Below are 23,906 nucleotides of genomic sequence, written 5' to 3' on the forward strand. Positions count from 1 at the left end.
CCGATGAAACCTATCCGTCTTATGTCCGGCTTTTTCACTGTCGGGGTCTGGACCCTGCTGAGCCGTGTGCTTGGCTTCCTGCGCGAAGTGCTGCTGCTGTCGCTCATCGGGCCCGGCCCTGTCATGGACGCTTTCGTCGCCGCCTTTCGCCTGCCCAATATGTTCCGCCGTTTCTTTGCCGAGGGCGCGTTCAACGCGGCCTTCGTGCCGATGTTCGCCAAAAAGCTGGAGGGCGAGGAAGGCGCCGGGACATTCGCCCGCGATGCCTTCAACGGCTTGGCGCTGGTGGTGCTGGCGCTGACCGCTTTGGGCATGATCTTCATGCCCGGCTTGGTCTGGCTGACAGCCGAAGGTTTCGTCGGAGACCCGCGCTTCGACATGACGGTCGCCTTTGGCCGCATCGCCTTTCCCTATATCCTCTGCATGTCACTGTCTGCGCTGTTTTCGGGCATCCTCAACGCCACTGGGCGCTTTGCCGTGGCCGCCGCAGCGCCGGTGCTGCTAAACATCTTCGTCATCGCCGCCATGACCTTCGCCGCGCTCACCGGGGGCGAAGTGGCGCTTTGGCTGATCTGGTCGATCCCCGTCGCCGGTGTGGCACAGCTGGCGCTGACATGGCGCGCCGCGGCCCAAGCGGGCTTCCCGCTGCGCCCCTCCCGCCCACGCTGGTCCCCCGACATGCGCGCGATGATCGTCATCGCCCTGCCCGCCGCGCTGGCCTCGGGCGTGATGCAGATTAACCTCGTGGTCGGGCAATTGGTGGCCAGCCAATATGACAAGGCCGTCTCATGGCTCTTCGCCGCCGACCGCCTCTATCAACTGCCCTTAGGCGTGGTGGGCATCGCCGTGGGCATCGTGCTGCTGCCCGACCTGTCGCGCCGCCTGCGGGCCGGAGACGACGCAGGCGCGCAAACCGCGCTCAGCCGCGCCGCCGAGATTTCGCTGGCCCTGACGATCCCCTCCTCGGTCGCGCTGATCGTGATCCCCTTCGCACTGGTCACCGTGCTGTTCGAGCGCGGCGCCTCGGGCGTCGATGACACCGCTGCGATTGCCACGGCGGTAATGGTTTACGGCCTCGGCCTGCCCTCCTTCGTGCTGCAAAAAATCTTGCAACCGGTCTATTTCGCGCGCGAAGACACCCGCCGCCCCTTCCATTTCGCTGTGATCGCCATGGTGGTGAACGCAGCGCTCGCCATCGGCCTTGCCCCCTTCATCGGCTGGATCGCCCCGGCGGTCGCCACGACGCTGGCGGGCTGGGCGATGTTTGCCTGCCTCGCCATCGGCGCACGGCGCTTTGGCGACGCCGTCAAATTCGACGCACGGTTCCACAAACGCATCTGGCGCATCCTCATCGCCTCCGCCGCCATGGGCGGCGCGCTCTGGCTGGGCAATGCCGCGCTGCAACCGATGCTTGGCCTGCCGTGGTGGCGCGGGCTGGCGCTGGTGCTGCTGCTTGTCATCGCGGCACTCAGCTACTTCGGCGTCGGCCAGCTAATCGGCGCATTCCGGCTGTCCGAGTTCAAATCCGCCATGCGGCGCGGTTAACGCTGCTGCAACCGCGCCCGCAGTCGCGCCCATTCCCCGGGCGCGACCAGAAAGCTCAGCCCGAAACCACAGATGAACCCCGCCAGTTCCGCCACCCAGAGAAAGCCAGTCTCGAAAAACATACCCCAAAACAGCTGGAGCCCCATCAGCAGCGCGATCAGCGTAAAGGCCTGATACTGCGGTCCGCCCGAGCCCAGCAACCGCCGCCACATCACGAAACTATAGCCGCCGATCAACCCGTAAACATTGGGATAGGCCCCGGCGAGCCAGACCGGATCGTTCAATAGCGCCCCATAGACAAGCGCCCCACCGATCCCCGACAGCACGAAGATCACCACAAACGCCAATTGCCCCATCGCCTCGGCCACCATCTTGCCCAGGGCCAAAAGCAGCACCACGGCAAAGATCGCATGAGTAAAGCCCAGATGTATGAAAGGGTAAGTCACCACCCGCCAGATATGTTCGATCGGGTACTGGCCTGCGCCAATCATCGCATCAAAAATCAGCCCCGAAAAGCCAAAGTCGCGCACCAGCGCCAGTCGCCAGCCCACGGCAGCGGGGCCACCCACCAGCCCGGCCTCGGCCAAAGAGAGCACCACCTCGACCCCGACAATGGCCAGAAACAGAATGACAACCGCGGGCGGCAGCGGGTTCACGGGGGGCTGGAGGTCTGGGTCTTGCATGGGCGCTCCTTGACGGGGTTCGCGGCCAGAAGTAAGCCTGCCGCGCAAGACTTTCCAGCCCAGAGGTGCCTCCAGATGTCAGAGACCCAATTCACCCCGCGCGTGTTTTCCGGCATTCAGCCCTCGGGCGACCTGCATCTGGGCAACTACCTCGGCGCGCTGAAACGGTTCGCCGATGCGCAGGAAAAGGGCGTGCAATCGATCTACTGCATGGTCGACCTGCATGCGATCACGGTCTGGCAAGACCCGGCGGACCTGAAGAAAAGCACCCGCGAGCTCTGCGCCGGTTTCATCGCCTCGGGCATCGACCCTGAAAAATCCATCCTAATCAACCAAAGCCAAGTGCCTGAGCACGCGCAGCTGGCTTGGGTCTTCAACTGCGTCGCGCGCATGGGCTGGATGGGCCGCATGACCCAGTGGAAGGACAAGGCCGGCAAAAACGCCGAAGCCGCCTCGCTGGGGCTTTTCGCCTACCCCGCGCTGATGGCCGCCGACATCCTGATCTACCACGCCACCCATGTGCCGGTGGGTGAGGACCAGAAACAGCACCTTGAGCTGACCCGCGACATCGCCGCGAAGTTCAACCACGACTACGGCGTTGACTTCTTCCCGCTCACCGAACCGGTGATCGAAGGCGCGGCCACCCGCGTCATGTCCCTGCGCGACGGGTCCAAGAAGATGTCGAAGTCCGACCCCTCGCCCGCGAGCCGCATCAACCTGACCGACGATGCCGACACGATCGCCAAGAAGTTCCGCAAGGCCAAGACCGACCCCGACGCCCTCCCGTCCGAGGCCGAGGGGCTGAAGGACCGCCCCGAGGCGCGCAACCTCGTGAACATCTACGCCGCCCTCAGCGACCGCACCGTCGATCAGGTGTTGGCGGAGGTCGGCGGCCAGCAATTCGGCACCTTCAAACCTGCGCTGGCGGAACTGGCCGTCTCCAGAATGGGCCCGATCACCGCCGAAATGCAGCGCCTGATGGCCGATCCGGCCGAGATCGACCGCATCCTCGCCCGCGGTGCGGAACAAGCGCGCGAGATCACCGCCCCGATCCTCAAACGCACCTATGAGATCGTCGGCATGGTCGGCTAACCACCAAAACCCCTAGCGCCCCCCCCAAAGGCGCTAGGGCCACCCCAAGCCCTACGCTTTCCACCCAAAGCGCCCCCCCCCCTTCATCCTTTCTCAAATACCAAATCCCGCACCCACCTCACGCGCCACCGCCCGCGTGGCCCCGCCGCGTCATGGACAATCCCGCCGCCCTGCGCCACCTTCCCCGCAAGGATGAAGGGGAGCACAAGATGACCACAGGTTTTTTCTGGGACGAACGCTGCTTTTGGCACGCAGGGGGCAACTACGTCTTTACCATGCCGGTGGGCGGGCTGGTGCAGCCCCTCGCCGCCGGGGGCTTGCCGGAAAATCCCGAGACCAAGCGCCGGATGAAGAACCTGATGGAGGTGACCGGGCTCTTCGCCGAACTCGACACCCGCAGCGCTGCCCCCGCCAACCGGGAGGCCTTGGCGCGGGTGCATCCCGAAACCTATCTTGATGACTTCAAACGCCTCTCGGATGCGGGGGGTGGTGAGCTGGGCCATGCGGTGCCCTTCGCCCGTGGCGGCTATGAACTGGCCGCGCTCTCTGCCGGGCTGTCCATCGCCGCCGTCGATGCCGTGGCGCGGGGCGAGCTTCAGAACGCCTATGCCCTCAGCCGCCCGCCGGGGCACCACTGCCTGCCGGAGCTGCCCAACGGTTTCTGCCTTCTCGCCAATATCGCCATCGCCATTGAGGCCGCGCAGGCCAAGGGGCTGGCAAAGCGCGTCGTTGTGCTGGATTGGGACGTGCACCACGGCAATGGGACCGAGGCGATTTATTATGACCGCGATGACGTGCTGACCATCTCGCTCCACCAAGAGGGGAATTACCCCATCGACACCGGCGGCCTGACGGAGCGCGGACGCGGGGCGGGCGAAGGCTATAACATCAACCTGCCGATGCACGCAGGCTCGGGCCATACCGCCTACCTCCACGCGATGGACCGCGTTGTGATCCCAGCGATCGAGGCTTTCGCCCCTGACATGATCATCGTCGCCTGCGGCTATGACGCGGCGATCATCGACCCGCTGGCGCGGATGCAGGCCACCGCCGAAACCTTTGCCGAGATGACCAAACGCATTCGCAGCACCGCCGAGCGGCTTTGCGATGGCAAGCTGGTGCTGGTGCATGAGGGCGGCTATTCCGAAGCCTATGTCCCCTTCTGCGGCCATGCCACCATCGCCGCGCTGAGCGGCAGCGCGATTGACGCGCCGGACCCGATGGCGCGGTCGCTGAATGCGCGCCAACCCTCGCCCGCCTTTGATGCCTTCCTCCGCCAGTCGATTGACGATATGGCGCAGCAACTGGACCTGTAAGAGACCCCGATGCCCGTAGCTGATCCTTCCGTCCTCGCCTTTTTGCAAAACCGCCGCTCGCGCCCGGCCAAGACACTGGGCCTGCCGGTGCCCGATGCCGAGGCCCTGCGCCCGCTTCTCACCGCCGCCGCGCGCACACCGGATCATGGCAAGTTGGAGCCTTGGCGTTTCGTGGTCATCGACCGTGCCGCGATGGCGCGTTTGGCCGAGGTGGTCGAGACACGCGGCGCGGCGCTTGGCCTTGGGGCCGAGGACATCACCAAAGGGCGCGGGCAGTTCGATCAGGGCAACCTTGCCGTGGCGGTGATCGAGGTGCAAAAACCCTCTCCCAAAATTCCGCCGCTGGAGCAGACCTATTCCGCCGGGGCGGTTTGCCTCGCGCTTCTGAATGCCGCCCTCGCCGCAGGCTGGGGCGCCAATTGGCTGAGCGGTTGGCCCGCCCATGACCGGGGCTTTATGGAAGAGGGTTTGGCCCTCGCCCCGCATGAGCGCATTGCGGGCATCATTCACATCGGCACCGAAACCACCGCCCCGCCGGAGCGTCCGCGCCCGGACATCGACAGGATCACCACATGGCTGTAAGCGCGATCCTCAGGTCATTCACCCGCGCGCTTGGCCAATTGGGCGATGCGCGCTTTCGCAAGGTGGTGCTCTTGGGCGTGGGCCTGTCGCTGGCGCTGCTGATCGCGGCCACGGCGGGCTTTGCCTATCTGGTGGATTGGGTCACCCCCGAAGACGCTTGGCTGCCCGTGCTGGGCGAAGTCAACTGGCTCGACGATCTGCTGAGCTGGAGCGCGCTGATCCTGCTCATGGTGCTTTCGGTCTTCCTGATGGTGCCCGTGGCCTCGGCGATCACCTCGATGTTTCTCGATGAGGTGGCCGATGCGGTGGAAGAGGTGCACTACCCGCACTTGCCCCCCGCGAACCAAGTCGGCATGGGCGACGCCATCCGCGACACGGTCAATTTCATGGGCGTGTTGGTAGGGGCGAACCTGCTGGCGCTGGTGCTCTACCTGCTCTTCGCCCCGGCGGCGCTGTTCATCTTCTGGGGGCTGAACGGGTTTCTGCTGGGGCGGGAGTATTTCACCCTCGCCGCGCTGCGCCGCCACGGGCGGGACGAGACCAAGCGCCTGCGTCGCCGCCATGCGGGCACGATCTGGATGGCCGGGGTGCTGATGGCGGTGCCGCTTTCGGTGCCGCTGCTGAACCTGCTGATCCCGATCCTAGGGGCGGCGACCTTTACCCACCTGTACCATGCGTTGGTGCCGCATTCGGATGCAGCCAACCTTCGATATCCGCCACGCTGATCCAGCCCGACAGGATGATCGTCGCGCTGATCGCCCAGATGATCGCGGCAACCAGCGTGGTCCACAGCGCCTTGCGGCCCAGATGATGCTGCTCGGGCGCGCCTGCGTGGGTGCCCGGCACCACCTCGCCCGCGTCACCTTGGGTTTGCACCCGGATCGGCAGGGCGATCAGGAAGGTCATCGACCAGATGACGGCAAAGAGGACGAGCCCCGAAACGATCCCCATGATCAGACCTCCTCAAGCTCGACGAGCGCGCCGTTGAAATCCTTGGGGTGCAGGAACAACACCGGCTTGCCATGGGCGCCAATCTTCGGCTCGCCCGAGCCCAAGACACGCGCGCCGGTGGATTTCAGATGGTCCCGCGCGGCGAGGATGTCCTCGACCTCATAGCAGATGTGATGTATGCCGCCTGCGGGGTTCTTTTCCAGAAAGCCGTTGATCGGGCTGTCTTCGCCCAAGGGGTGCAGCAATTCGATCTTGGTGTTCGGCAGTTCGATGAAGATCACGGTCACCCCGTGGTCCGGTTCGGCCTGCGGCGCGCCGACCTTGGCACCAAGCGCGTGGCGATACTGATCAGCCGCCGCTTCGAGATCCGGCACGGCGATGGCCACATGGTTAAGACGTCCGATCATCCTGAATGCTCCTCGTGATTTGCCAGCTTTATGCCCGCCGCCCCGGTAAACAACAATGCGTCACGTTAACGCGTCATTAGCCAACGCGGCGTAACGATGGCGCTGCAGTTGTTGTTGGAGGCGATGATGGACGATACCGACCCCTTTGAAAGACCGACCCTCACCCCCACGGCGGAGCGGCCATTGCTGGGCCTTACCGTTCTGGTGGTGGAAGACAGCCGTTTCGCCTGTGAGGCGATGCGCCTGCTCTGCCTGCGCTCGGGCGCGCGGATCAGACGGGCGGACTGCCTGCGCTCGGCCCGGCGGCATTTGCAGGTTTACCGCCCCAGCGTGGCGCTGGTCGACCTTGGCCTGCCCGATGGCAGCGGGTTGGACCTGATTGCCGAACTAATGCAAAGCACACCGCGGGTCGAGGCGATCATCGCCATCTCTGGCGACAGCCATATGGAGCCTGACGCCCGTGCGGCGGGGGTGGATGGCTTCCTGTCCAAGCCGATCACCTCGCTGTCCTCCTTTCAGCAAGCCATCCTCGCCGCGCTGTCCGACGACCGCCGCCCCCGGGGGCCACGCATCCTGCCGGATGAGGATGTCACCCCCGACCGGATCGGTTTCCAAGATGACATCGCCCATATCGCTGACGTGCTGGGGGACGCGCCCGACAATCACACGCTGGATTACGTCGCGCAATTCCTGTGCGGGGTGGCCCGTTCGGCCAATGACCAACGTTTGGAAGAAGCCGCCCGCGCCTTGGCCCATAAACGCGCCCTGGGCCAACCCGCGGGGCCTGAGACCGCAGCCATCACCGGGATGATCCGGCACCGCCTTGCTGAAAAGCTGGCGATCTAGCCTGACGGGTTAAAGCGTCGGATCCCCGGCCACCCGGACAAGGCGGGTCAGATCGCCAAGCCGCTCTTTCTGCTGCCCCTGCCCGTCGAAATTGCCGGGGGCAAGCCAGACCTCGAACGCCTCTTTCAGCGCGGGCCATTCCGTGTCGATCGCGGCGAACCAAGCCGTGTCGCGATTGCGCCCTTTGACGATGGTTGCCTGCCGGAAGACGCCCTCATAACTCAGCCCCAGACGCTGCGCCGCGCGGCGCGACGGACGGTTCAGCGCATCGCACTTCCACTCGAACCTGCGATAGCCCGCCTCAAAGGCCCATTGCATCATCAGGAATATCGCCTCGGTCGCCGCCGGGGTCCGCTGAAGCGCGGGGCTAAAGTTGATATGGCCCACTTCGATGCTGCCCGCCTCGGGCTTGATCCGCAGGAAACTCGCCACGCCGAGCCATTGATCCCGCGCGCGGTCCTTTACGGCCATGAAATAGGGATCGGCCTTTTCCGCATTGTCGCGCACCCAGCGGTGGTACTGCGCCGCCGAAGAGAATGGCCCGTAGGGCAGATAATCCCAAACGTGATCCTCCCCCAGATAGGCGGGGTAAAGCAGTGCCGCATGTTTCTCGGCCGAAAGCGGTTCCAACACCACATGCTGCCCGGTGAGCACCTCACCCCCCGGGCGTGGCGGCTCGGACCAATTCTCGACAAGGGGGCCAACGGGGCGCGGGTCAGATTTACTGTTCATGGAAAAGTTATGCACCGGCGTTTTCGAGCAGCCAAGCTGAATAAACTTGAAATAATCGCGTCAGACCCCAGTCTTGGCCTCCAAGCTACACATTGATGCCACAATCAGCCTTCAGCATCGTCGCAACCGCAAAGGCCCGGGAGGGTGAGATGAGCCAGCACATCAAGGACAGCGCGACACCCGCAAAGCCGGTCGATTGGATCGTTGTGGGCGCGAATGCGCTTGGACTGGTGGTCGTCGCCTTGGCCGCATTTCACGCGCAAACCGGCGGGCTGTTCCAAGAGGTTGCCAGCCAAGCGGCGCAGGGCACGGTCTTCTAAGGCGGGAACCTGCCGGTGGCTGCGGCGTTAGCCACAGGTAACACCAAAGGATTTCCCCATGCCCTCCATCTATGACGCGATCAAAGAAGATCATGATGAACACCGCGCCCTGTTGAACACCATTGCCGACACCGAAGGCGACAGCGCCGAGCGCCGCAAAGCTTGGGACCGTTTTTACCATGACGTGAAATCCCACGCCGCCGCCGAGGAAGAGACCTTTTATTCCACGCTGATGTCCGAGACATGGGGCCAAGATCACGCCCGCCATTCGGTGCATGAGCACCAGCAGCTTGACGACATCATGGAGGAATTGCGCGAAACCGATATGTCCTCTTCGGCTTGGCTGACTCGTTTCAAGCAGCTCAAGCACGATTACGAGCATCACATGGATGAGGAAGAAGACGAGCTTTTTACCCGCGCGAAAAAGGTTATCGGCGAGGAACAGAACGATGCCTTCGGCGACAAGTTCCTGAAGCGTAAGGAAAAGGAAGCCAAACTCATCGAGGAAAAGCGCGAAGACAGCCTTGAGGATTGACCCAAGCCGCTCTTCCCTGCTAGATGTGTTCCCTTAACGTTCTTGTGGATATCCAGCCCCGCCGGGCAGGTTGCGGTTGCAAGAAAGCCCGAGGGAACGCAATATATTGGATATGAGCGATAATCCATCACAAGACCTACGCGACTTTCTGGGCAAAGACCGGTTTGGATGCGTCATGGCGGACCCGCCGTGGCGCTTTACCAATCGCACCGGAAAGGTCGCGCCCGAGCATAAGCGCTTGGCCCGTTATCCCACGATGACGGTTGAGGATATCTGCGCCCTGCCCGTGGCCGATCACCTCGAAGACCGCGCGCATTGCTACATGTGGGTGCCAAATGCGCTGCTGCCCGAAGGGTTGCAGGTGCTCAAGGCTTGGGGGTTTGAGTATAAATCCAACATCATCTGGCACAAAATCCGCAAGGATGGCGGCAGTGATGGGCGCGGCGTGGGTTTTTACTTCCGCAATGTGACCGAGATTTTGCTTTTCGGCGTGCGTGGTAAGAACGTGCGCACGCTCGACGCCGGGCGGCGGCAGGTGAACATGCTGCAAACCCGCAAGCGCGAACATTCGCGCAAGCCGGATGAGCAATATGACCTGATCGAAAGCTGCTCTTGGGGCCCCTACCTCGAACTCTTCGGGCGTGGCGTGCGTGAGGGGTGGACCGTCTGGGGCAATCAGGCCGAGGCGGATTACAAGCCCGATTGGAAGACCTACAGCTACAATTCCAGTGTCGCGGCTGAGTAATCTGGCGCGGCGCATCGACGACGCGGTTTTCGACGACGAAAGACTTGTCGAAGACCTGCTGCCCGTCGATCTGCGCGACCGCTATTCCGTCACCAGCTACCGCAGCGCCGCCGCCGTGCTGCAACAGCGCGCGCCCGAGGAACTGGCCGCGATCATCCGGGTGCTGCGCCAATTCACCATCAGCCGCGATGAAATCCGCGCGCCGGGGGGCAACCGCATGTCGGCTACCACCCGTTTCGCGCAATATGCGGCTGCCGAGAACTTCCACGAAGAAGTGCGCATCAAGGCCGACCTGCTGGTGCAACTCACCGCGGGCAAAGGCGACAGCGCCCCCGAGGTTGACCGCATCATCCGCGAAGACTTCATCCACAATCATATGGTCGACTTTTGGCGCGGCCGGGTGGCGTTCGACTATGAGTGGAACAGCAAGGACCAGACTTACGACCGCGACCTTTACGCCTTTCGCAGCTTCTTCGAAGCGGGGGTGATCGACGTGGGCGTCATTGTCACGCGCGAACTGTCGAACGATTTTTTCAAATCGCTCGGCAATTGCCTGGACAAATTTGGCAATGAGACCGACAAGACCGTCAGCGCGAAATTCGGAGCCAGCACCACCGGCACCCACAAGCTGATCAGCCGAATCGCCGCCGGGCGCAGCGGCGGCTGCCCGGTTCTGGTGCTGGGCATCCTACCGGGCAATATCACCCCCGGTTAAGCCGGGGGCGACGTTTCATTCAGACAGGATCACTCCTGCGGGATGACCCGCAGACCCAGTTCCATCAGCTGATCGCTGGTGGGCTCGGAAGGCGCGTTCATCATCAGGTCTTCGGCGCGCTGGTTCATCGGGAAGAGGATGACTTCGCGGATGTTCTGCTCTTCGGCCAGCAGCATGACGATACGGTCGATGCCCGCAGCACAGCCACCGTGGGGCGGCGCACCGTATTGGAAGGCGTTGACCATGCCACCAAAGCGCTTGCGCACCTCGTCTTCGCCATAGCCTGCGATCTCAAACGCCTTGAACATGATCTCGGGCTTGTGATTCCGGATCGCGCCCGAGACCAACTCATAGCCGTTGCAGGCGAGGTCATATTGGTAGCCCAGCACCTTGAGCGGATCGCCCTCCAGCGCCTCCATTCCGCCTTGGGGCATGGAGAAGGGGTTGTGCTCGAAGTCGATCTTGCCAGTCTCTTCGTCGCGCTCGTAGATCGGGAAATCCACGATCCATGCAAAGGCGAAACGCTCCTTGTCGGTGAGGTTCAACTCCTCGCCGATGACGTTACGCGCACGGCCCGCGACGGCCTCAAAGCTCTTCGGCTTGCCGCCGAGGAAGAAGGCCGCATCGCCGACGCCCAGACCCAATTGCTGGCGGATCGCTTCGGTGCGCTCGGGCCCGATGTTCTTGGCCAGCGGGCCTGCCGCTTCCATTCCGTTGCCCTGATCGCGCCAGAAGATATAGCCCATGCCGGGCAGACCTTCCTTCTGCGCAAAGGCGTTCATACGGTCGCAGAACTTGCGGCTGCCGCCTGTGGGCGCGGGAATGGCGCGGATTTCGGTGCCTTCCTGCTCAAGCAGTTTGGCAAAGATCGCGAAGCCGGAATCGCGGAAGTGCTCGCTCACCACCTGCATCTTGATCGGGTTGCGCAGGTCGGGCTTGTCGGAGCCATACCACAGCGCGGCGTCCTTGTAGGAAATCTGCTCCCAAGTCTCGTCGACCTTCTTGCCGCCGCCGAACTCTTCGAAGATGCCTGCGATCACCGGCTGGATCGTGTCGAAGACGTCCTGCTGCGTGACAAAGGACATCTCCATGTCGAGCTGGTAGAAATCGGTGGGCGAGCGGTCGGCGCGCGGGTCTTCGTCGCGGAAGCAGGGTGCGATCTGGAAGTATTTGTCAAAGCCCGAAACCATGAGCAGCTGTTTGAATTGCTGCGGGGCCTGCGGCAGGGCGTAGAACTTGCCCGGATGCAGACGCGACGGCACGAGGAAGTCGCGCGCGCCCTCGGGGGAGGAGGCGGTGATGATCGGCGTCTGGAACTCGCGGAAGTTCTGATCCCACATGCGCTTGCGGATCGAGGCCACCACGTCAGAGCGCAGCGCCATGTTCTTTTGCATCTTCTCGCGGCGCAGGTCGAGGTAGCGATAGCGCAGGCGCGTCTCTTCGGGGTACTCTTGATCGCCGAAGACCTGAAGCGGCAGCTCGGCAGCAGAGCCCAAGATTTCGATGTCGCGCGCGTAGACCTCAATCTCGCCCGTGGGCAGCTTGGGGTTGATCAGGCTCTCATCGCGCGCCTTGACGGTGCCGTCGATGCGCACACACCACTCCGCGCGGACCTTCTCCATCTCGGCGAAGGCCGGGCTGTCGGGGTCGCAGATCACCTGCGTGATGCCGTAATGGTCGCGCAGGTCCAAAAACAGCACGCCGCCGTGATCGCGCACCCGGTGCACCCAGCCGGACAGGCGCACATTGTCACCCTTGTTCTCAAGGCTCAGATCGGCACAGGTATGGCTGCGATAGGCGTGCATGATGGTCCCTTCCTAGGGCTATTTCAGGTTTCGCGCAGGTACACCGTTTGACGCTCGGGAAGTCAAGACTTTGCTGCCACGCGCCCCCACAATAATAGGAGGTTTCCGCGCCTAGCCCCCCAGCCGGAGTCCTGCGCGATCCCTCTTTGAGGGGTCAGCTAGAGCGCAAGTGCATCCAAAAGCTGCTCTCTTTTCGCTTCTGCCTTTGGGATCGATTGGGTGATCTGACCGCGCTGCATGACGTGGAAATGATCCGCGTTGTTATAGGCAAAATCGAAGTTCTGCTCGACCAACACGATGGCCAACTCCCCCCGATCGCGCAGAAGCCGGATGGTGCGGCCAATCATCTGGATGATATTGGGCTGAATCCCCTCGGTGGGTTCATCCAACAGCAGCACGCTGGGCCGCGCGATGAGTGCGCGGGCAATGGAAAGCTGCTGTTGTTGACCGCCAGACAGGTCCCCCCCGCGCCGGGTCTTCATCTCAGCGAGCACGGGGAACAGATCAAAGATATCATCCGGGATTCTGCGCTCGGACTTGGGCAGGCAGGCAAAGCCCGTCTCAAGGTTCTCTTGCACAGTCATCAGTGGAAAAATCTCACGCCCCTGCGGCACATATCCGACGCCCGCCTTGGCCGAGAGTGCCGCACGCCCCGGTTGCAATTCCACGCCATTAAGCCTGATCGCCCCGTCTGAGAAAGGATGCCGCCCGGCGATGGCTTTCAGCAGGCTCGTCTTGCCGACCCCATTCGTGCCGGTCACGCAGGTCACCTGCCCCACGGGGGCGTTCAAGGTGATGTCATGAAGGATCTGGGATTGCCCGTATTTCAGGCTCAGGTTCTCAATCTCCAGCATCGGTGCGCCCCAAATAAACGTCAATAACGGTTTGATTGTTGGTCACATGGTCCAGTGACCCTTCGGCCAGCACCGATCCTTCGTGCAATACGGTCACCTTGCAGTTCAGCCGCCGCACGAACTCCATATCATGCTCCACCACGATAACGGCGCGGGTCTCGGCCGCCTTTCTCAGGATGTCGGTGGTGTGCTCGCGCTCATGCGCGGTCATGCCTGCGGCGGGCTCATCCACCAGCAGCAGGCGCGGCGATTGCGCAAGCAGCATCCCGATCTCCAGCCATTGTTTTTGCCCGTGGCTCAACTCTCCGGCAGGGCGGGAGAGATGGGCGGTCAGGTTGATCTCATCGGCGATCTGTTCAAGCCGCGCCGCCCCCTCCGCACTCTTGCGATAAAACAGGACCGAGAAGGTGCCCCGCGGGTTCTTGAGCGCCATGGCAAGGTTTTCGCGCACGCTTTGCGCCTCGAAAACCGTGGGCTTTTGAAACTTCCGCCCGATCCCCAGCATGGCGATCTGGCTTTCCGACAGGCCGATGAGCGAGCGGCTGTCTTCGCCGAAGCGAATATAGCCCTCATCCGGCTTCGTCTTGCCGGTGATGATATCCATGAAGGTGGTTTTGCCCGCCCCATTGGGGCCGATGACGGCCCGCAATTCCGGCTCCCCGATCTGGAGGCTGAGGTTTTTGATCGCCTGAAACCCGTCAAAGGACTTCGAAATTCCGGACATTTCCAAAAGAGAAGTCATGACTTGCGCACCAGTTTGTCAAAGAGGCCGCCGATGCCCTTGGGCGCAAACAGCGTGATAAGTACAAAGCTCAGGCCAAGCAGCACCAGCCACCAATCGACCCAGTGGATCGTATAGACCCCCAGATCGATGCTGGGCGCGCCGCCCCCCGTGAACCAACTGGACAGGAGCGAGACCACCGCCGCCCCGATGACCGCCCCGTAAAGCCGCCCTCGCCCGCCAATGGCGACCCAGACCGCCAGATAGATCGAGGCGATGGGCGCGATCTCAGCCGGGTTGATGATGCCCGCCTGCGGGTAATAGAGCACGCCCGCGATGCCTGCGACGATGGCGGTGATGGTGAAGACGAAGAGCTTATAGCTTTCCACATGATAGCCGAGGAAACGGACGCGCGATTCATCGTCGCGGATGGCTTGGATGATATTGCCCAGCTTGCTGTCGGTGATCCAAGCGAAGAACAGATAGCCCAATGCGAGCGCCACGGCGGAGGCGAGGAAGAAGACGATTGAGACCACGTCTTGCCCGCTGTCGGCGAAACCGGGGATGTTTTGTAGGCCCGACAGGCCATTGTTGCCCCGCAGCCCGCTGTCGTTCTGGAAGAGGTAAAGCGCCAGCGCCAGTGTCATCGCTTGGGTTAGGATCGACAGGTAGACCCCATTGACGCGGCTGCGGAAGGCAAGCCAGCCAAAGACCAGCGCCAGCGCGCCGGGGATCAGCACGACGAAGGCCAATTGAATCCACAGGCTGTCCGCAAAGGCCCAGATCAGCGGAAAGTCGGATGAGCCGACAACCCCGAAAATCTGGTTTCCGATCGCGTCCGATATCTCCTGCGGCGTGGGCGGGATGGTCTGACCGGCGAGGCTCTCGGCCACGATGATCTCGGTGCGCGCATACATGAGCCACATCCCGATGGCGTAGCCCCCGATCCCGAAAAAGGCGAAATGCCCAAGGCTGAGGATGCCGCAATATCCCCAGACCACATCCATCGCGATGGCCACAAGGCACAGGCAAAGGGTTTTGCCCAGCGTCTTGACGAAAGAGGTTGAGACAAGCCCGGTGCCGACCGCTTCGGACATCACCGTGACAAGGGCCGTGAACAGGCCCAGCGCGGCGAGGAAGTAGAGAACCGAAGGATTGCGCCCGATGAAGGAACTGCGTTGGCTGTGCGTCTGGGTCATGGCTCAATCCGCCGCTGCCCGGCCTTTGGGGGCGACAATGCCCTTGGGCCGGAATTGAATGAACAGGATGATGAAAAGGATCATATAGGTCTGGGCCGCCAGCGTATTGGAGGGGTTCAACCACTCGATCCCCTTTTGCAGGAAGCCGATCAGCCCCGCGCCCGCCAGCGTGCCGAAGACCGATCCGACACCGCCCACCACGACGGTCATGAAGCTTTGCACGATGTAATTCGTGCCCATCTCGGAGGTGACCTGCGCATAAAGCCCGATGCCGACGCCCGCGACCCCGGCGATGCCGGAGCCCAGCCCGAAGGTCATCATGTTGATGCGATCCGGGTTGATCCCCATTGAGGCCGCCATGCCGGGGTTCTGCGTCACCGCGCGCACCTCCAAGCCAAGGCGCGTACGCTTGAGAATATACAGCAGCAAGAACAGAAAGATCAGCGCGAGCACGAAAATGGCGATGCGAATGAAACTGATCTGAACCACATCCGAGATCACCAGCGCCCCGCGCAGCCATTCGGGCGATGTCAGCGGACGGGCCTGCGTGCCAAAGATGTTCTTGGCGATCTGCTGCAGGGCGATTGAGATGCCGAAGGTCGCCAAAAGAGTCTCAAGCGGGCGATGGTAGAGATGGCGGATCACCAGCCGCTCCATCGCGACGCCCGCGCCAAAGGTGACGGCAAAGGCCAGCGGCAGCGCGATCAGAAGCGACACCGTGTAATCGGGAACGATGAGCTGCACCACATAGCCCGTATAGGCCCCCATCATGATAAACTCGCCATGGGCCATGTTGATGACCCCCATCTGCCCAAAGGTGATCGCGAGCCCAATCGCGGCGAGGAAATAGATCGAGGCCAGCGAAAGACCGTCGAGTGTCAAATCCAACGTCTGCGCCCAGCCGACCCGCGTTTCGACCGCGTCGAGCGTGGCGCGGGCCGCGTCGGTGATCGCGGCGTCCTCCTCTGCGTAACGCTCGTAAAAGACAGCGTTCTGCAAAGCGGTGTCGATATCTTCCTGCGTCACCAGAGGCGGCACGCTGCCTGCCTCGGCAAGCGCGCGATAGGCATCCACACGCCGCGCCGGGTTATCCAATTGCGCCAGAGGAACGCCGCCCACCCGGCCATCGACGATATTGGCCATCAGCGCTGCGCGTATCTCGCCTTGTGGCACGATCCCAGGGGCGAGGCCCGCCTCGACCAGCGTCTCATAGCTTGCCGAGGGTGCTGCCATGGGATCAAGAATGCGGGCGATGTTCCCCTCGGGCTGCTGTTCGGCCACGCCGGTCTTGGCCGAGAGGATCTGGCTCAGCACCGCCCGCGCTTCGAGTGAGGTATCGGAGGATAGGCTTTCAATCGCACGAATGCGCTCATCAGCCGCCTGCCCAAAGCGCGCGGTCAGGAAATTGGCCAATTGCTCCTTCCGGGCGCGCAGGGCGGGGTCATCCTCCCCGTCGAGGGAGGCCAGGAGCGGGCCAAGCTGGCTGGCATCGCTGCGACGCGCGATGCTTTCAAGCGCGGCGCGGCGGCGCGCAGGATCGGGATCGGACAGTTGAAACTGCACCAATGCGGTGCCAATGACACGCCGCACGCCGCCATTGGGGCGCAATTGGCTGAACCCGTCCGAGGGCGCAGTGGCCTCTTCGCCCGTATCTATGTCGCGCAGCGCGAGTGTATCATCCGCCTCGGCCCCAAAGTAGAACAGGCCCGAGGTATCGTCTTGCCAGACGTTCCGCTCGGCCCATTGCTCCAGAAAGGCTGGCACCTGCGGCAAGTCCGAGGCCACCAGATCGTCCAATAGGACACCGACCGATTTACGCGAGGGTTTGACCACCTCCGCTTCGTGGGTCTGCAAAAGGGACTGGAGGTCCTGAGCGGATGCAAAACCGACAGAGGCCAGCAAGCACATCAGGCTGAGCAGCATTCGAACCATGAGGTATGGGGCTTTCGGAGAGGAAGTGGTTAAAACGGATGCCGGGCACGGCTGAGGGCGCGCCCGGCTCTTGGGTTCAGTAGTTTGAAGTCAACTGAACGCAGGTCTCAGTCTCTTTGTTGTACATGCCGCATTCGAGGTCTTTCCAATCGGAGACCAGAACCGCCGATTCAGGCAGGAAATCCGTCCATGCATCGCCCGGCACTTCTTCGGTCTGGCTGATGATGTCGAATTGGCCGTCTTCGGTGATTTCACCGATCAACACAGGCTTGGCGAGGTGGTGATTGGGCAGCATGACAGCCGTTCCGCCGGTGAGGTTCGGGAACTCCTGCCCATACATCGCCGCACGCACCGCATCCACATCCGTGGCGCCTGCTTCAGTGACCGCGTTCACCCACATGTTGAAACCGATGTAATGCGCCTCCATCGGGTCATTGGTCACCCGGTCTTCGCCCATCGCCTCTTTCCACGCGGCGACCCATTCGTCATTCTGCTCGGATTCAGCCGATTGGAAGTAGTTCCACGCCGCGAGGTGCCCCACGAGGTCAGCGGTATCGAGGCCCGAAAGCTCTTCCTCCCCGACCGAGAAGGCGACGACCGGAATGTCATCGGCAGAGATGCCCGCCGCGGCAAGTTCTTTGTAAAAGCCGATATTCGCATCGCCATTGATGGTTGAGATCACGCCCACCTGCGAGCCATCCGCGCCCAGTTCGACCACATCCGACACGATCGTGGACCAGTCAGAATGGCCGAAAGGCGTGTAGTTGACGAAGATGTTCTCTTCGGGGATGCCCTTGTCCAGCAGGTATTGCTCAAGAATGTTGTTGGTGGTTCTCGGATAGACATAGTCAGTGCCCAGCAGCGCGAATTTCTCGACGCCCAGTTCCTCAAGGAAATAGTCGGTGGCCGGAATCGCCTGCTGGTTCGGGGCCGCACCGGTGTAGAACACATTGCGCGAGCTTTCCTCGCCCTCATATTGGACGGGGTAGAACATCAGCCCGTTCAGCTCTTCCAGAACGGGCAGCGCGGATTTGCGCGAGACCGAGGTCCAAGAGCCAAAGATGACATCCACCTCGGAGACGGTGAGAAGCTCACGCGCCTTTTCGGCGAACAGCGGCCAGTCGGATGCCGGGTCAACGACGACCGCTTCGATCTCACATCCCAGCAAGCCGCCCGCGGCGTTCTGCTGCGCGATCAGAAGCTCCATCGTGTCTTTCAACGTCGTCTCGGAAATGGCCATCGTCCCCGAGAGGGAGTGCAGCACGCCAACCTTGATCGGATCGTCGCAGGCCGCAGCGGCGGCTGAACCTGCGAGCAGAAGGGCAGCGGTCGCCGTGACTGTGCGTTTGGTGGAAAATTTCATGACGGTATCCCCGTTTGGTGTGCGGAAGAGCAAAGACGCGATGATGCCTCTTCCACACAGCGTTTATTGTTATCGCGCGCGGATGCCCCCCTTGCCGGACAACTCCCTTGGCGCCGCCCCATAGCGAGGCCTCTGCAGCCTCAATTTCAGGGCGCGTTGGAACAAGCCCTAACCCGAGGTCGCTTTCTGCGGCGCAGCAACAACGCCCTTTGATTGGGCAATTTGAGGTGGACCTGCCAAAATTTGGGCGCTGAGCGCATGGATTTGGCAAAGGCGGGGCATCGGCCGGCGGGTTGCACCACATATTGTGATGTTATAACGTCACTGAGATAATCCATAGCAGAGCCAGCAAACCATGCCCGCCACCGACAAACGTATCCCCGTCACCCTGCTGACCGGCTTCCTCGGCGCGGGGAAAACCACGCTGCTCAATCATATCGTCTCAAGCGAAGAGGCCCCCAAAATCGCGGTCGTCGTGAATGAGTTCGGTGAGGCCGGGCTTGACCACGATCTGATCGAAACCGCCGACGAAGAGGTCATTCTCATGCAATCGGGCTGTCTGTGCTGCTCGATCAGGGGGGATCTGTCGCGAACGCTGCAAGACCTCAAGCGCCGTAAGCAAACGTGGCGTGTGCAATTCGACCGCGTTGTGATCGAGACGACGGGGCTGGCCGATCCCGGCCCCATTCTCCAGACTTTCTTGGCCGATCCCTATTTGGCCCGCAAATTCCGCGTGGACGGGGTTGTGACGGTCGTCGATGCCGCGAATGGGCCGGACACGCTGGATCAGCAGTTCGAAGCCGTCTCGCAGGTGGCGATGGCCGATCTGCTGGTGCTCAGCAAATCCGACTTGGTGACCCAGCAAGCGCTTGCCGCCTTTGAAGGCAGGCTGCGCGACCTCAATCAAACGGCGCGCATCATCAAGGCCGAACGCGGGCTTATCCCGGTTGCATCGCTCTGGGGACTCAGCGGTATGCGGCGGGCGGTTGATGCGGGCAACGTTATGGAATGGCTCACGCCCGCCCCAGTGGCGGATCCGCTCGACAACCTCTCAGGCTTCGCCGCGCCCTCGGCATCCGCGCCCGTAATGCAAACCCACCAGCATGATGCACGGATCGGATCGGCCTCCATCGTGCTAGACGCACCGATCCCGGCCGAGGTTTTCGACCTTTGGCTCGACACGCTGGTCAGGCTGCGCGGGTCCGATCTTTTGCGGGTCAAAGGCATTGTGCATCTGGAAGACGTCCCCACCCCCTTTGTCTTTCACGGCGTGCAGCATCTTTTCGATCCGCCCGTCCCCCTGCGCGACTGGCCAAAGGACGACCAGCAGTCCCGCATCGTCGTCATCGCCCGCGACATGACCAACCCCGAACTGAACCGGAGCCTCGATATGCTGCGCGCCCGGCGCGATGGGCCTGGGCGACAGGCGAGATAGCAGCTTGACCCGGCATGGCTCTTCGGCCACAGATCAGGGCGATGGTTTCCAGCCGCCGCAGCGGCGTCTGGGATGAAAAGGGAATACGGTAAAGTAAGCAACGCGCGCCGAAACCGTAACTGCCCCCGCAACTGTGAGCGGTGAGTGACCCCGGCAAAAACCACTGAGCTTAAGGCTTGGGAAGGTTCGGGCGAACGTCGATCCGCGAGTCAGGAGACCTGCCATCACCGGCGCCGAGAGGGGCCGCAATTGCAACTCAACCCAGACGGGGTGTCTGGTTAGGAGAACATGATGGCGACAGGGAAACTCCCCTGCTGTAGAACATGGCTGCTCGATCCCCCGCGCGTTCGCGGAGGGCGACATGGATACGCATCAAAACCACAGGATTACGGTTTGCACCTCATGCAAACACAAAGGCACGGATTGCCGCCCGGGCTTTGACCTAATCCAGAGGCTGAGCGCCGCAATCGCGGCAGCCGGCGCCGCGATCCCCGAGGATTTCGAGGTCGCGGGCGTGGCCTGTATGGCGGGCTGCGACCGCCCCTGCACGGTGGCCTATCACGCCAGCGCAAAGGCGACCTACCTCTTTGGTGATATCGACCCTGACGAAGACATCGACGACCTTGTGGCCTTCGCCCAGCACTATGCCACATTGAATGACGGCTGGTGCTCTTCGCTGGACCGCCCCGGCAAACTGCGCATATCCACCCTTGCGCGGGTGCCCGCGGCGATGATCGAGCTGAAACCCAGCCACTTGCGCGTCTCATGAGGGCCGCCGACCTTGCAGTAAAGGATGTGAGCTGGGCGCCGGGAAAATCGGGCCAGCCGGTTCTGCATCCTACGTCTTTCACCGTCGCTGCGGGTGGCGTTTTGGGCGTGCTGGGGCCGAATGGCGCGGGCAAATCCACCCTCTTGCGTCTGCTCTACCGTTTTCAACCGCCCCAAACGGGATCGATCCATGTGGGCGGGCGTAATATCTGGTCCCTCTCCGCCCGTGCCGCCGCGCGGCGCATCGCCGCCGTCTTGCAAGAACAGACGCCGTCCTTTGGGCTGACGGTCTTGGAGATCGTCCGCCTTGGCCGCACGCCTCATCGCGCGGCGTTTTCGTCATCAAGCCGGAAAGACGAGCAGATCATCGACCGCGTCTTGGACCGGCTCAGCCTGCGCCCCCTCGCCCATCGCGATGTCGGCACCCTTTCGGGCGGGGAAAGGCAGCGCGTCATGGTCGCCCGCGCCTTGGCACAGGAGCCTCAGGTCTTGGTTCTGGATGAGCCGACCAACCACCTCGATATACGCCACCAGCTTGAAATCGTGTCCCTGATCCGCGGTTTGAACATGACCATCGTCGTCTCACTTCATGACCTCAACATGGCCGATGGCATCTGTGACGAGGTGCTGGTGCTGAAAGACGGCTATCCGCAGGGCTTCGGCCCGCCAAATACGGTTCTGACCGATGACCTCGTCTCAAAAACATTTCGCGTCGACGCGCAGCGCGAGCGGCTCACCCCCAGCGGCGCGGCGCATTTCTCATTTGCCCTTCCAGATTGAAACGGAAAACTCTTATGAAACTTACTCTCACCACCCTCGCCGCCCTGATGATCGCCGGATCGGCTATTGCCCAGACCACCGTGCAAAGCTGCGACCGCGAAGTCACCTTCGATCACCCACCCCAAGCCGCGGTCGCCAATGACGTGAACCTGCTGGAGATGATGCTCGTGCTTGGCCTTGCAGACCGCATGGTGGGCTATACCGGCATCTCGGGCTGGAACAAACTGGACCAAGAGATGACCGCAGGTGTCGCGGCGCTGCCGGAACTGTCGTCGAAATACCCCTCGCGGGAGGTGCTGATCGGGGCGGATGCCGATTTCTTCTTTGCCGGTTGGAACTACGGCATGAAGGTCGGCGGCGAGGTGACGCCGGAAACGCTCGCCCCCTTCGGCATTCAAGTCTACGAACTCACCGAAAGCTGCATCCATATCGGTCAAAAAGCCGCATCCTCGATGGAGGATATGTACAAAGATCTGCGCAATCTCGGCACGATCTTCGACGTCTCGGATCGCGCCGAGCGCTTGATCGAAGGCTACCAAGCCGAGCTCGACGCATTCCTAGCGGCGCTGCCCCCGCTTGAGACCGCCCCCCGGGTCTTTGTCTATGACAGCGGCGAAGATGTGCCCTTCACCGCCGGGGCCTATGCCATGCCAAACGCTTTGATCGAGGCCGCAGGCGGCACGAACATCATGAACGACCTTGAGAAAAGCTGGGCCACCGTCGGGTGGGAGGCCGTGGTCGCGCGGGATCCCGAAGTCATCGTGATCGTCAATTACGGCGAAGTCACCGCCGATCAAAAGCGCGCCTTCATGATGGAGAACCCCGCCTTCGCCGACATCGACGCCGTACGCAACGACCGTTTCGTCGTGCTGGAATATGTCGAGGCCACGCCCGGTCCGCGCAACATTGAAGCGGTCAAAACCCTCGCCACCGCGTTTCGGGGGCAGTGAGCATTCATGACGTTTAAACCGCGATCGATAGCGCCTTGGAAACCCACGCGGGGGGTGTGGATCACTTGCCTGTTCGGCATCGCGATCCTGCTGGCATCGCTGTCGATTGCGGTGAGCGTGGGAGCCGTCGTGGTCCCCGTCAAAACCGTCTGGGGCATCTTGGCCAACAAGGCCGCCCCCGGCGCCGTGGCCGCGGACTGGTCCGCCGGGCGGGAGGCAATCGTCTGGAACATCCGCCTCCCGAGAGCCATCCTCGCCTGTTTGGTCGGGGCGGGATTGGCGATCGTCGGCGCGAGCCTTCAGGCGGTGACCCGCAATCCGCTAGCAGACCCGCATCTGCTGGGCATTTCGGCAGGTGGCGCATTCGGCGCCATTCTGGCCCTGCTGCACACGGGGCTGTTCCTCGGAGGGCTGACCGTCCCCCTGCTCGCCTTCCTCGGCTCGCTCGGGGCGATATTGATCGTTCTTGCCGTCACGCAATTCGCGGCCGCCACCAGCGCCGACCGGCTGGTTTTGGCGGGCGTCGCCGTGTCCTTCATCGTCATGTCCGCCGCCAATTTGCTGATCTTCCTTGGCGATCCACGGGCCACACATACGGTCGTGTTCTGGATGCTCGGCGGCCTCGGCTTGGCGGGATGGGACCAACTCATCTACCCCGCCGTGATCCTGCTGGGCTGCGGCGCCTATCTCTGGCTCAGGTCAGGCCACTTGAACGCTATGACCGTTGGCGATGAAACCGCCACCACCCTCGGCATCCCCGTGGCGCGTTTCCGGCTCACGATCTTCGTCATTGGCGCCCTGATCACGGGGGTCATGGTCGCCTTCTCTGGGGTGATCGGCTTCGTCGGCCTGATGATCCCCCACATCGTGCGCCTCATGGTCGGCGGCGACTACCGCCGCCTGCTGCCCATCTCAGCCCTATGCGGCGCGGTGTTCCTCTTATGGGCGGACATCGTGGCCAGAACCATCATGGCCCCCGACGATATGCCCATCGGTATTGTTACGGGACTGATCGGCGGCGTGTTTTTCGTTTGGCTGCTGCGGCGGCAGATACGGTGAGGCGCATTACAATGGGAGACGCTGCAACCGGGCGCTGAACCGCTGACCCGCCCCTGTGCTAAACTCTTTTCCCTTCTACCGACGCAAATAGTCTTCTTCGCAAAGCTGGCGGAACACGAATTTAAACAGCGGTAGAGCAAGGGGACATCCCCCCAAATGCAGAAAGACCCGCCGGCGAGGGCGGGTCTTTCTGAAAGCGATACTTCGCTAATATTGGTTGCGGGAGTAGGATTTGAACCTACGACCTTCAGGTTATGAGCCTGACGAGCTACCGGGCTGCTCCATCCCGCGCCAATGCCCTCCGTTTAGACTTATAGTGCGGGAGCTGCAAGCGCATTCGAACGAAAAAAGGTAATTTTTCTTGAGATTTTCTCCGGCGCGCTTACCGTTCGTACCGCCAAAGTTCGATGGCCGCTGGAAAGCTCCCCCCCCTCAAACACAAAACCGCCGCAGCTATGGGCTGCGGCGGTTTTGTTAATCTGATCATCGTAGAGAGATACTGTAGTCTAGGAACTTATTAGGTTTGGCGATGACCTACTCTCCCACGTCTTAAGACGCAGTACCATCGGCG

25 protein-coding genes, 1 tRNA gene and 1 riboswitch are annotated in these 23,906 nt (G+C 62.3%); of the genes, 15 read left to right on the plus strand and 11 right to left on the minus strand.

Going from position 1 to position 23,906, the window contains the following annotated elements; genetic code table 11:
* Positions 1-3 precede the first annotated feature (3 nt).
* The gene (murJ, locus tag ACGYK4_RS13920) at positions 4-1,545 is read left to right on the plus strand and encodes a murein biosynthesis integral membrane protein MurJ (protein WP_394457039.1); all 1,542 of its coding nucleotides are present in this window, start codon (positions 4-6) and stop codon (positions 1,543-1,545) included.
* On the opposite strand, the gene ACGYK4_RS13925 is transcribed toward murJ, so the two are convergent.
* Positions 1,542-2,228: a rhomboid family intramembrane serine protease gene (locus tag ACGYK4_RS13925; RefSeq protein ID WP_394457041.1), complete on the minus strand. Its 687-nt coding sequence runs from the start codon at positions 2,226-2,228 to the stop codon at positions 1,542-1,544. The two genes, murJ and ACGYK4_RS13925, sit on opposite strands and share 4 nt — an antisense overlap.
* Positions 2,229-2,303: 75 nt before the next feature.
* Here ACGYK4_RS13925 and trpS point away from each other — a divergent pair, with 75 nt between their 5' ends.
* The 4 genes from trpS to ACGYK4_RS13945 all read left to right on the plus strand — a co-directional run bounded on the left by trpS (position 2,304) and on the right by ACGYK4_RS13945 (position 5,943).
* Positions 2,304-3,320 carry a tryptophan--tRNA ligase gene (trpS, locus tag ACGYK4_RS13930; RefSeq protein WP_394457043.1) on the plus strand — a complete coding sequence of 339 codons (1,017 nt, stop codon included), beginning with the start codon at positions 2,304-2,306 and terminating at the stop codon, positions 3,318-3,320.
* A 209-nt stretch (positions 3,321-3,529) separates the two neighbouring features.
* A complete protein-coding gene (locus ACGYK4_RS13935) occupies positions 3,530-4,636 on the plus strand; it encodes a class II histone deacetylase (RefSeq protein WP_394457045.1) in 1,107 nt (368 codons plus the stop codon).
* Positions 4,637-4,645: 9 nt separating this feature from the next.
* Positions 4,646-5,218, plus strand: coding sequence for a nitroreductase family protein (locus ACGYK4_RS13940; protein ID WP_394457047.1), 573 nt, complete (start codon positions 4,646-4,648; stop codon positions 5,216-5,218).
* Positions 5,209-5,943: an EI24 domain-containing protein gene (locus tag ACGYK4_RS13945; RefSeq protein ID WP_394457048.1), complete on the plus strand. Its 735-nt coding sequence runs from the start codon at positions 5,209-5,211 to the stop codon at positions 5,941-5,943. The genes ACGYK4_RS13940 and ACGYK4_RS13945 overlap by 10 nt, the downstream gene beginning before the upstream one ends.
* Here ACGYK4_RS13945 and ACGYK4_RS13950 read toward each other — a convergent pair.
* A complete protein-coding gene (locus tag ACGYK4_RS13950; protein WP_067261517.1) occupies positions 5,876-6,169 on the minus strand; it encodes a DUF1467 family protein in 294 nt (97 codons plus the stop codon). The genes ACGYK4_RS13945 and ACGYK4_RS13950 overlap by 68 nt on opposite strands.
* A 2-nt stretch (positions 6,170-6,171) precedes the next feature.
* The gene (gene mce, locus ACGYK4_RS13955; RefSeq protein WP_067261515.1) at positions 6,172-6,576 is read right to left on the minus strand and encodes a methylmalonyl-CoA epimerase; all 405 of its coding nucleotides are present in this window, start codon (positions 6,574-6,576) and stop codon (positions 6,172-6,174) included.
* A 126-nt stretch (positions 6,577-6,702) separates the two neighbouring features.
* Here mce and ACGYK4_RS13960 point away from each other — a divergent pair, with 126 nt between their 5' ends.
* Entirely contained in the window at positions 6,703-7,422 is a 720-nt protein-coding gene (locus tag ACGYK4_RS13960; protein WP_394457076.1) for a response regulator, read from the plus strand.
* 9 nt (positions 7,423-7,431) lie between these two features.
* Here the strand turns inward: ACGYK4_RS13960 and ACGYK4_RS13965 are convergent, their stop codons facing one another.
* Positions 7,432-8,154 (minus strand): GNAT family N-acetyltransferase, encoded by a 723-nt coding sequence (locus tag ACGYK4_RS13965; RefSeq protein ID WP_394457050.1) that lies wholly within the window; start codon positions 8,152-8,154, stop codon positions 7,432-7,434.
* A gap of 149 nt (positions 8,155-8,303) precedes the next feature.
* Here ACGYK4_RS13965 and ACGYK4_RS13970 point away from each other — a divergent pair, with 149 nt between their 5' ends.
* From ACGYK4_RS13970 to ACGYK4_RS13985, 4 genes are all read left to right on the plus strand, one after another.
* A complete protein-coding gene (locus tag ACGYK4_RS13970) occupies positions 8,304-8,474 on the plus strand; it encodes a hypothetical protein (RefSeq protein ID WP_394432070.1) in 171 nt (56 codons plus the stop codon).
* 58 nt (positions 8,475-8,532) lie between these two features.
* The gene (locus ACGYK4_RS13975) at positions 8,533-9,009 is read left to right on the plus strand and encodes a hemerythrin domain-containing protein (RefSeq protein WP_067261510.1); all 477 of its coding nucleotides are present in this window, start codon (positions 8,533-8,535) and stop codon (positions 9,007-9,009) included.
* Positions 9,010-9,121: 112 nt separating this feature from the next.
* Positions 9,122-9,754: an MT-A70 family methyltransferase gene (locus tag ACGYK4_RS13980; protein WP_067261508.1), complete on the plus strand. Its 633-nt coding sequence runs from the start codon at positions 9,122-9,124 to the stop codon at positions 9,752-9,754.
* The gene (locus ACGYK4_RS13985) at positions 9,738-10,469 is read left to right on the plus strand and encodes a BglII/BstYI family type II restriction endonuclease (protein WP_394457051.1); all 732 of its coding nucleotides are present in this window, start codon (positions 9,738-9,740) and stop codon (positions 10,467-10,469) included. The genes ACGYK4_RS13980 and ACGYK4_RS13985 overlap by 17 nt, the downstream gene beginning before the upstream one ends.
* A 29-nt stretch (positions 10,470-10,498) precedes the next feature.
* On the opposite strand, the gene aspS is transcribed toward ACGYK4_RS13985, so the two are convergent.
* The 6 genes from aspS to urtA form a co-directional block, all read right to left on the minus strand.
* Positions 10,499-12,274, minus strand: a complete 1,776-nt coding sequence (aspS, locus tag ACGYK4_RS13990) for an aspartate--tRNA ligase (RefSeq protein WP_394457053.1) — start codon at positions 12,272-12,274, stop codon at positions 10,499-10,501.
* Positions 12,275-12,432: 158 nt separating this feature from the next.
* A complete protein-coding gene (gene urtE, locus ACGYK4_RS13995) occupies positions 12,433-13,128 on the minus strand; it encodes an urea ABC transporter ATP-binding subunit UrtE (protein WP_271692372.1) in 696 nt (231 codons plus the stop codon).
* On the minus strand, positions 13,115-13,870 hold the full coding sequence (gene urtD, locus ACGYK4_RS14000) for an urea ABC transporter ATP-binding protein UrtD (protein ID WP_322328935.1): 756 nt from the start codon (positions 13,868-13,870) through the stop codon (positions 13,115-13,117). Before urtD ends, urtE begins: the two co-directional genes overlap by 14 nt.
* On the minus strand, positions 13,867-15,048 hold the full coding sequence (urtC, locus tag ACGYK4_RS14005) for an urea ABC transporter permease subunit UrtC (RefSeq protein ID WP_394457056.1): 1,182 nt from the start codon (positions 15,046-15,048) through the stop codon (positions 13,867-13,869). The genes urtD and urtC overlap by 4 nt, the downstream gene beginning before the upstream one ends.
* Positions 15,049-15,051: 3 nt before the next feature.
* Positions 15,052-16,980: an urea ABC transporter permease subunit UrtB gene (gene urtB, locus ACGYK4_RS14010; RefSeq protein ID WP_394457057.1), complete on the minus strand. Its 1,929-nt coding sequence runs from the start codon at positions 16,978-16,980 to the stop codon at positions 15,052-15,054.
* A 76-nt stretch (positions 16,981-17,056) separates the two neighbouring features.
* Entirely contained in the window at positions 17,057-18,343 is a 1,287-nt protein-coding gene (gene urtA / locus ACGYK4_RS14015; protein WP_394457059.1) for an urea ABC transporter substrate-binding protein, read from the minus strand.
* A 355-nt stretch (positions 18,344-18,698) separates the two neighbouring features.
* Between urtA and ACGYK4_RS14020 the strand changes: the two genes are divergently transcribed.
* The 5 genes from ACGYK4_RS14020 (at position 18,699) to ACGYK4_RS14040 (ending at position 23,335) form a co-directional block, all read left to right on the plus strand.
* Complete coding sequence (locus ACGYK4_RS14020) at positions 18,699-19,778, plus strand: CobW family GTP-binding protein (RefSeq protein ID WP_394457061.1); 1,080 nt, start codon at positions 18,699-18,701, stop codon at positions 19,776-19,778.
* Positions 19,779-19,803: 25 nt separating this feature from the next.
* Positions 19,804-20,019: riboswitch (cobalamin riboswitch) on the plus strand.
* Positions 20,020-20,139: 120 nt separating this feature from the next.
* Complete coding sequence (locus ACGYK4_RS14025) at positions 20,140-20,547, plus strand: DUF1636 family protein (protein ID WP_394457063.1); 408 nt, start codon at positions 20,140-20,142, stop codon at positions 20,545-20,547.
* Positions 20,544-21,326 carry an ABC transporter ATP-binding protein gene (locus tag ACGYK4_RS14030; RefSeq protein WP_394457064.1) on the plus strand — a complete coding sequence of 261 codons (783 nt, stop codon included), beginning with the start codon at positions 20,544-20,546 and terminating at the stop codon, positions 21,324-21,326. The genes ACGYK4_RS14025 and ACGYK4_RS14030 overlap by 4 nt, the downstream gene beginning before the upstream one ends.
* Positions 21,327-21,340: 14 nt before the next feature.
* A complete protein-coding gene (locus ACGYK4_RS14035) occupies positions 21,341-22,276 on the plus strand; it encodes an ABC transporter substrate-binding protein (protein ID WP_394457066.1) in 936 nt (311 codons plus the stop codon).
* Positions 22,277-22,282: 6 nt separating this feature from the next.
* Positions 22,283-23,335, plus strand: coding sequence for a FecCD family ABC transporter permease (locus ACGYK4_RS14040; protein WP_394457068.1), 1,053 nt, complete (start codon positions 22,283-22,285; stop codon positions 23,333-23,335).
* A gap of 214 nt (positions 23,336-23,549) precedes the next feature.
* Here the strand turns inward: ACGYK4_RS14040 and ACGYK4_RS14045 are convergent.
* Positions 23,550-23,626 (minus strand) — tRNA-Met (locus ACGYK4_RS14045).
* Between the last annotated feature and the right edge of the window lie 280 nt (positions 23,627-23,906).

It is taken from the genome of Sulfitobacter sp. 1A13368 (assembly GCF_043557275.1).
Taxonomy (GTDB): Bacteria; Pseudomonadota; Alphaproteobacteria; order Rhodobacterales; family Rhodobacteraceae; genus Sulfitobacter; species Sulfitobacter faviae.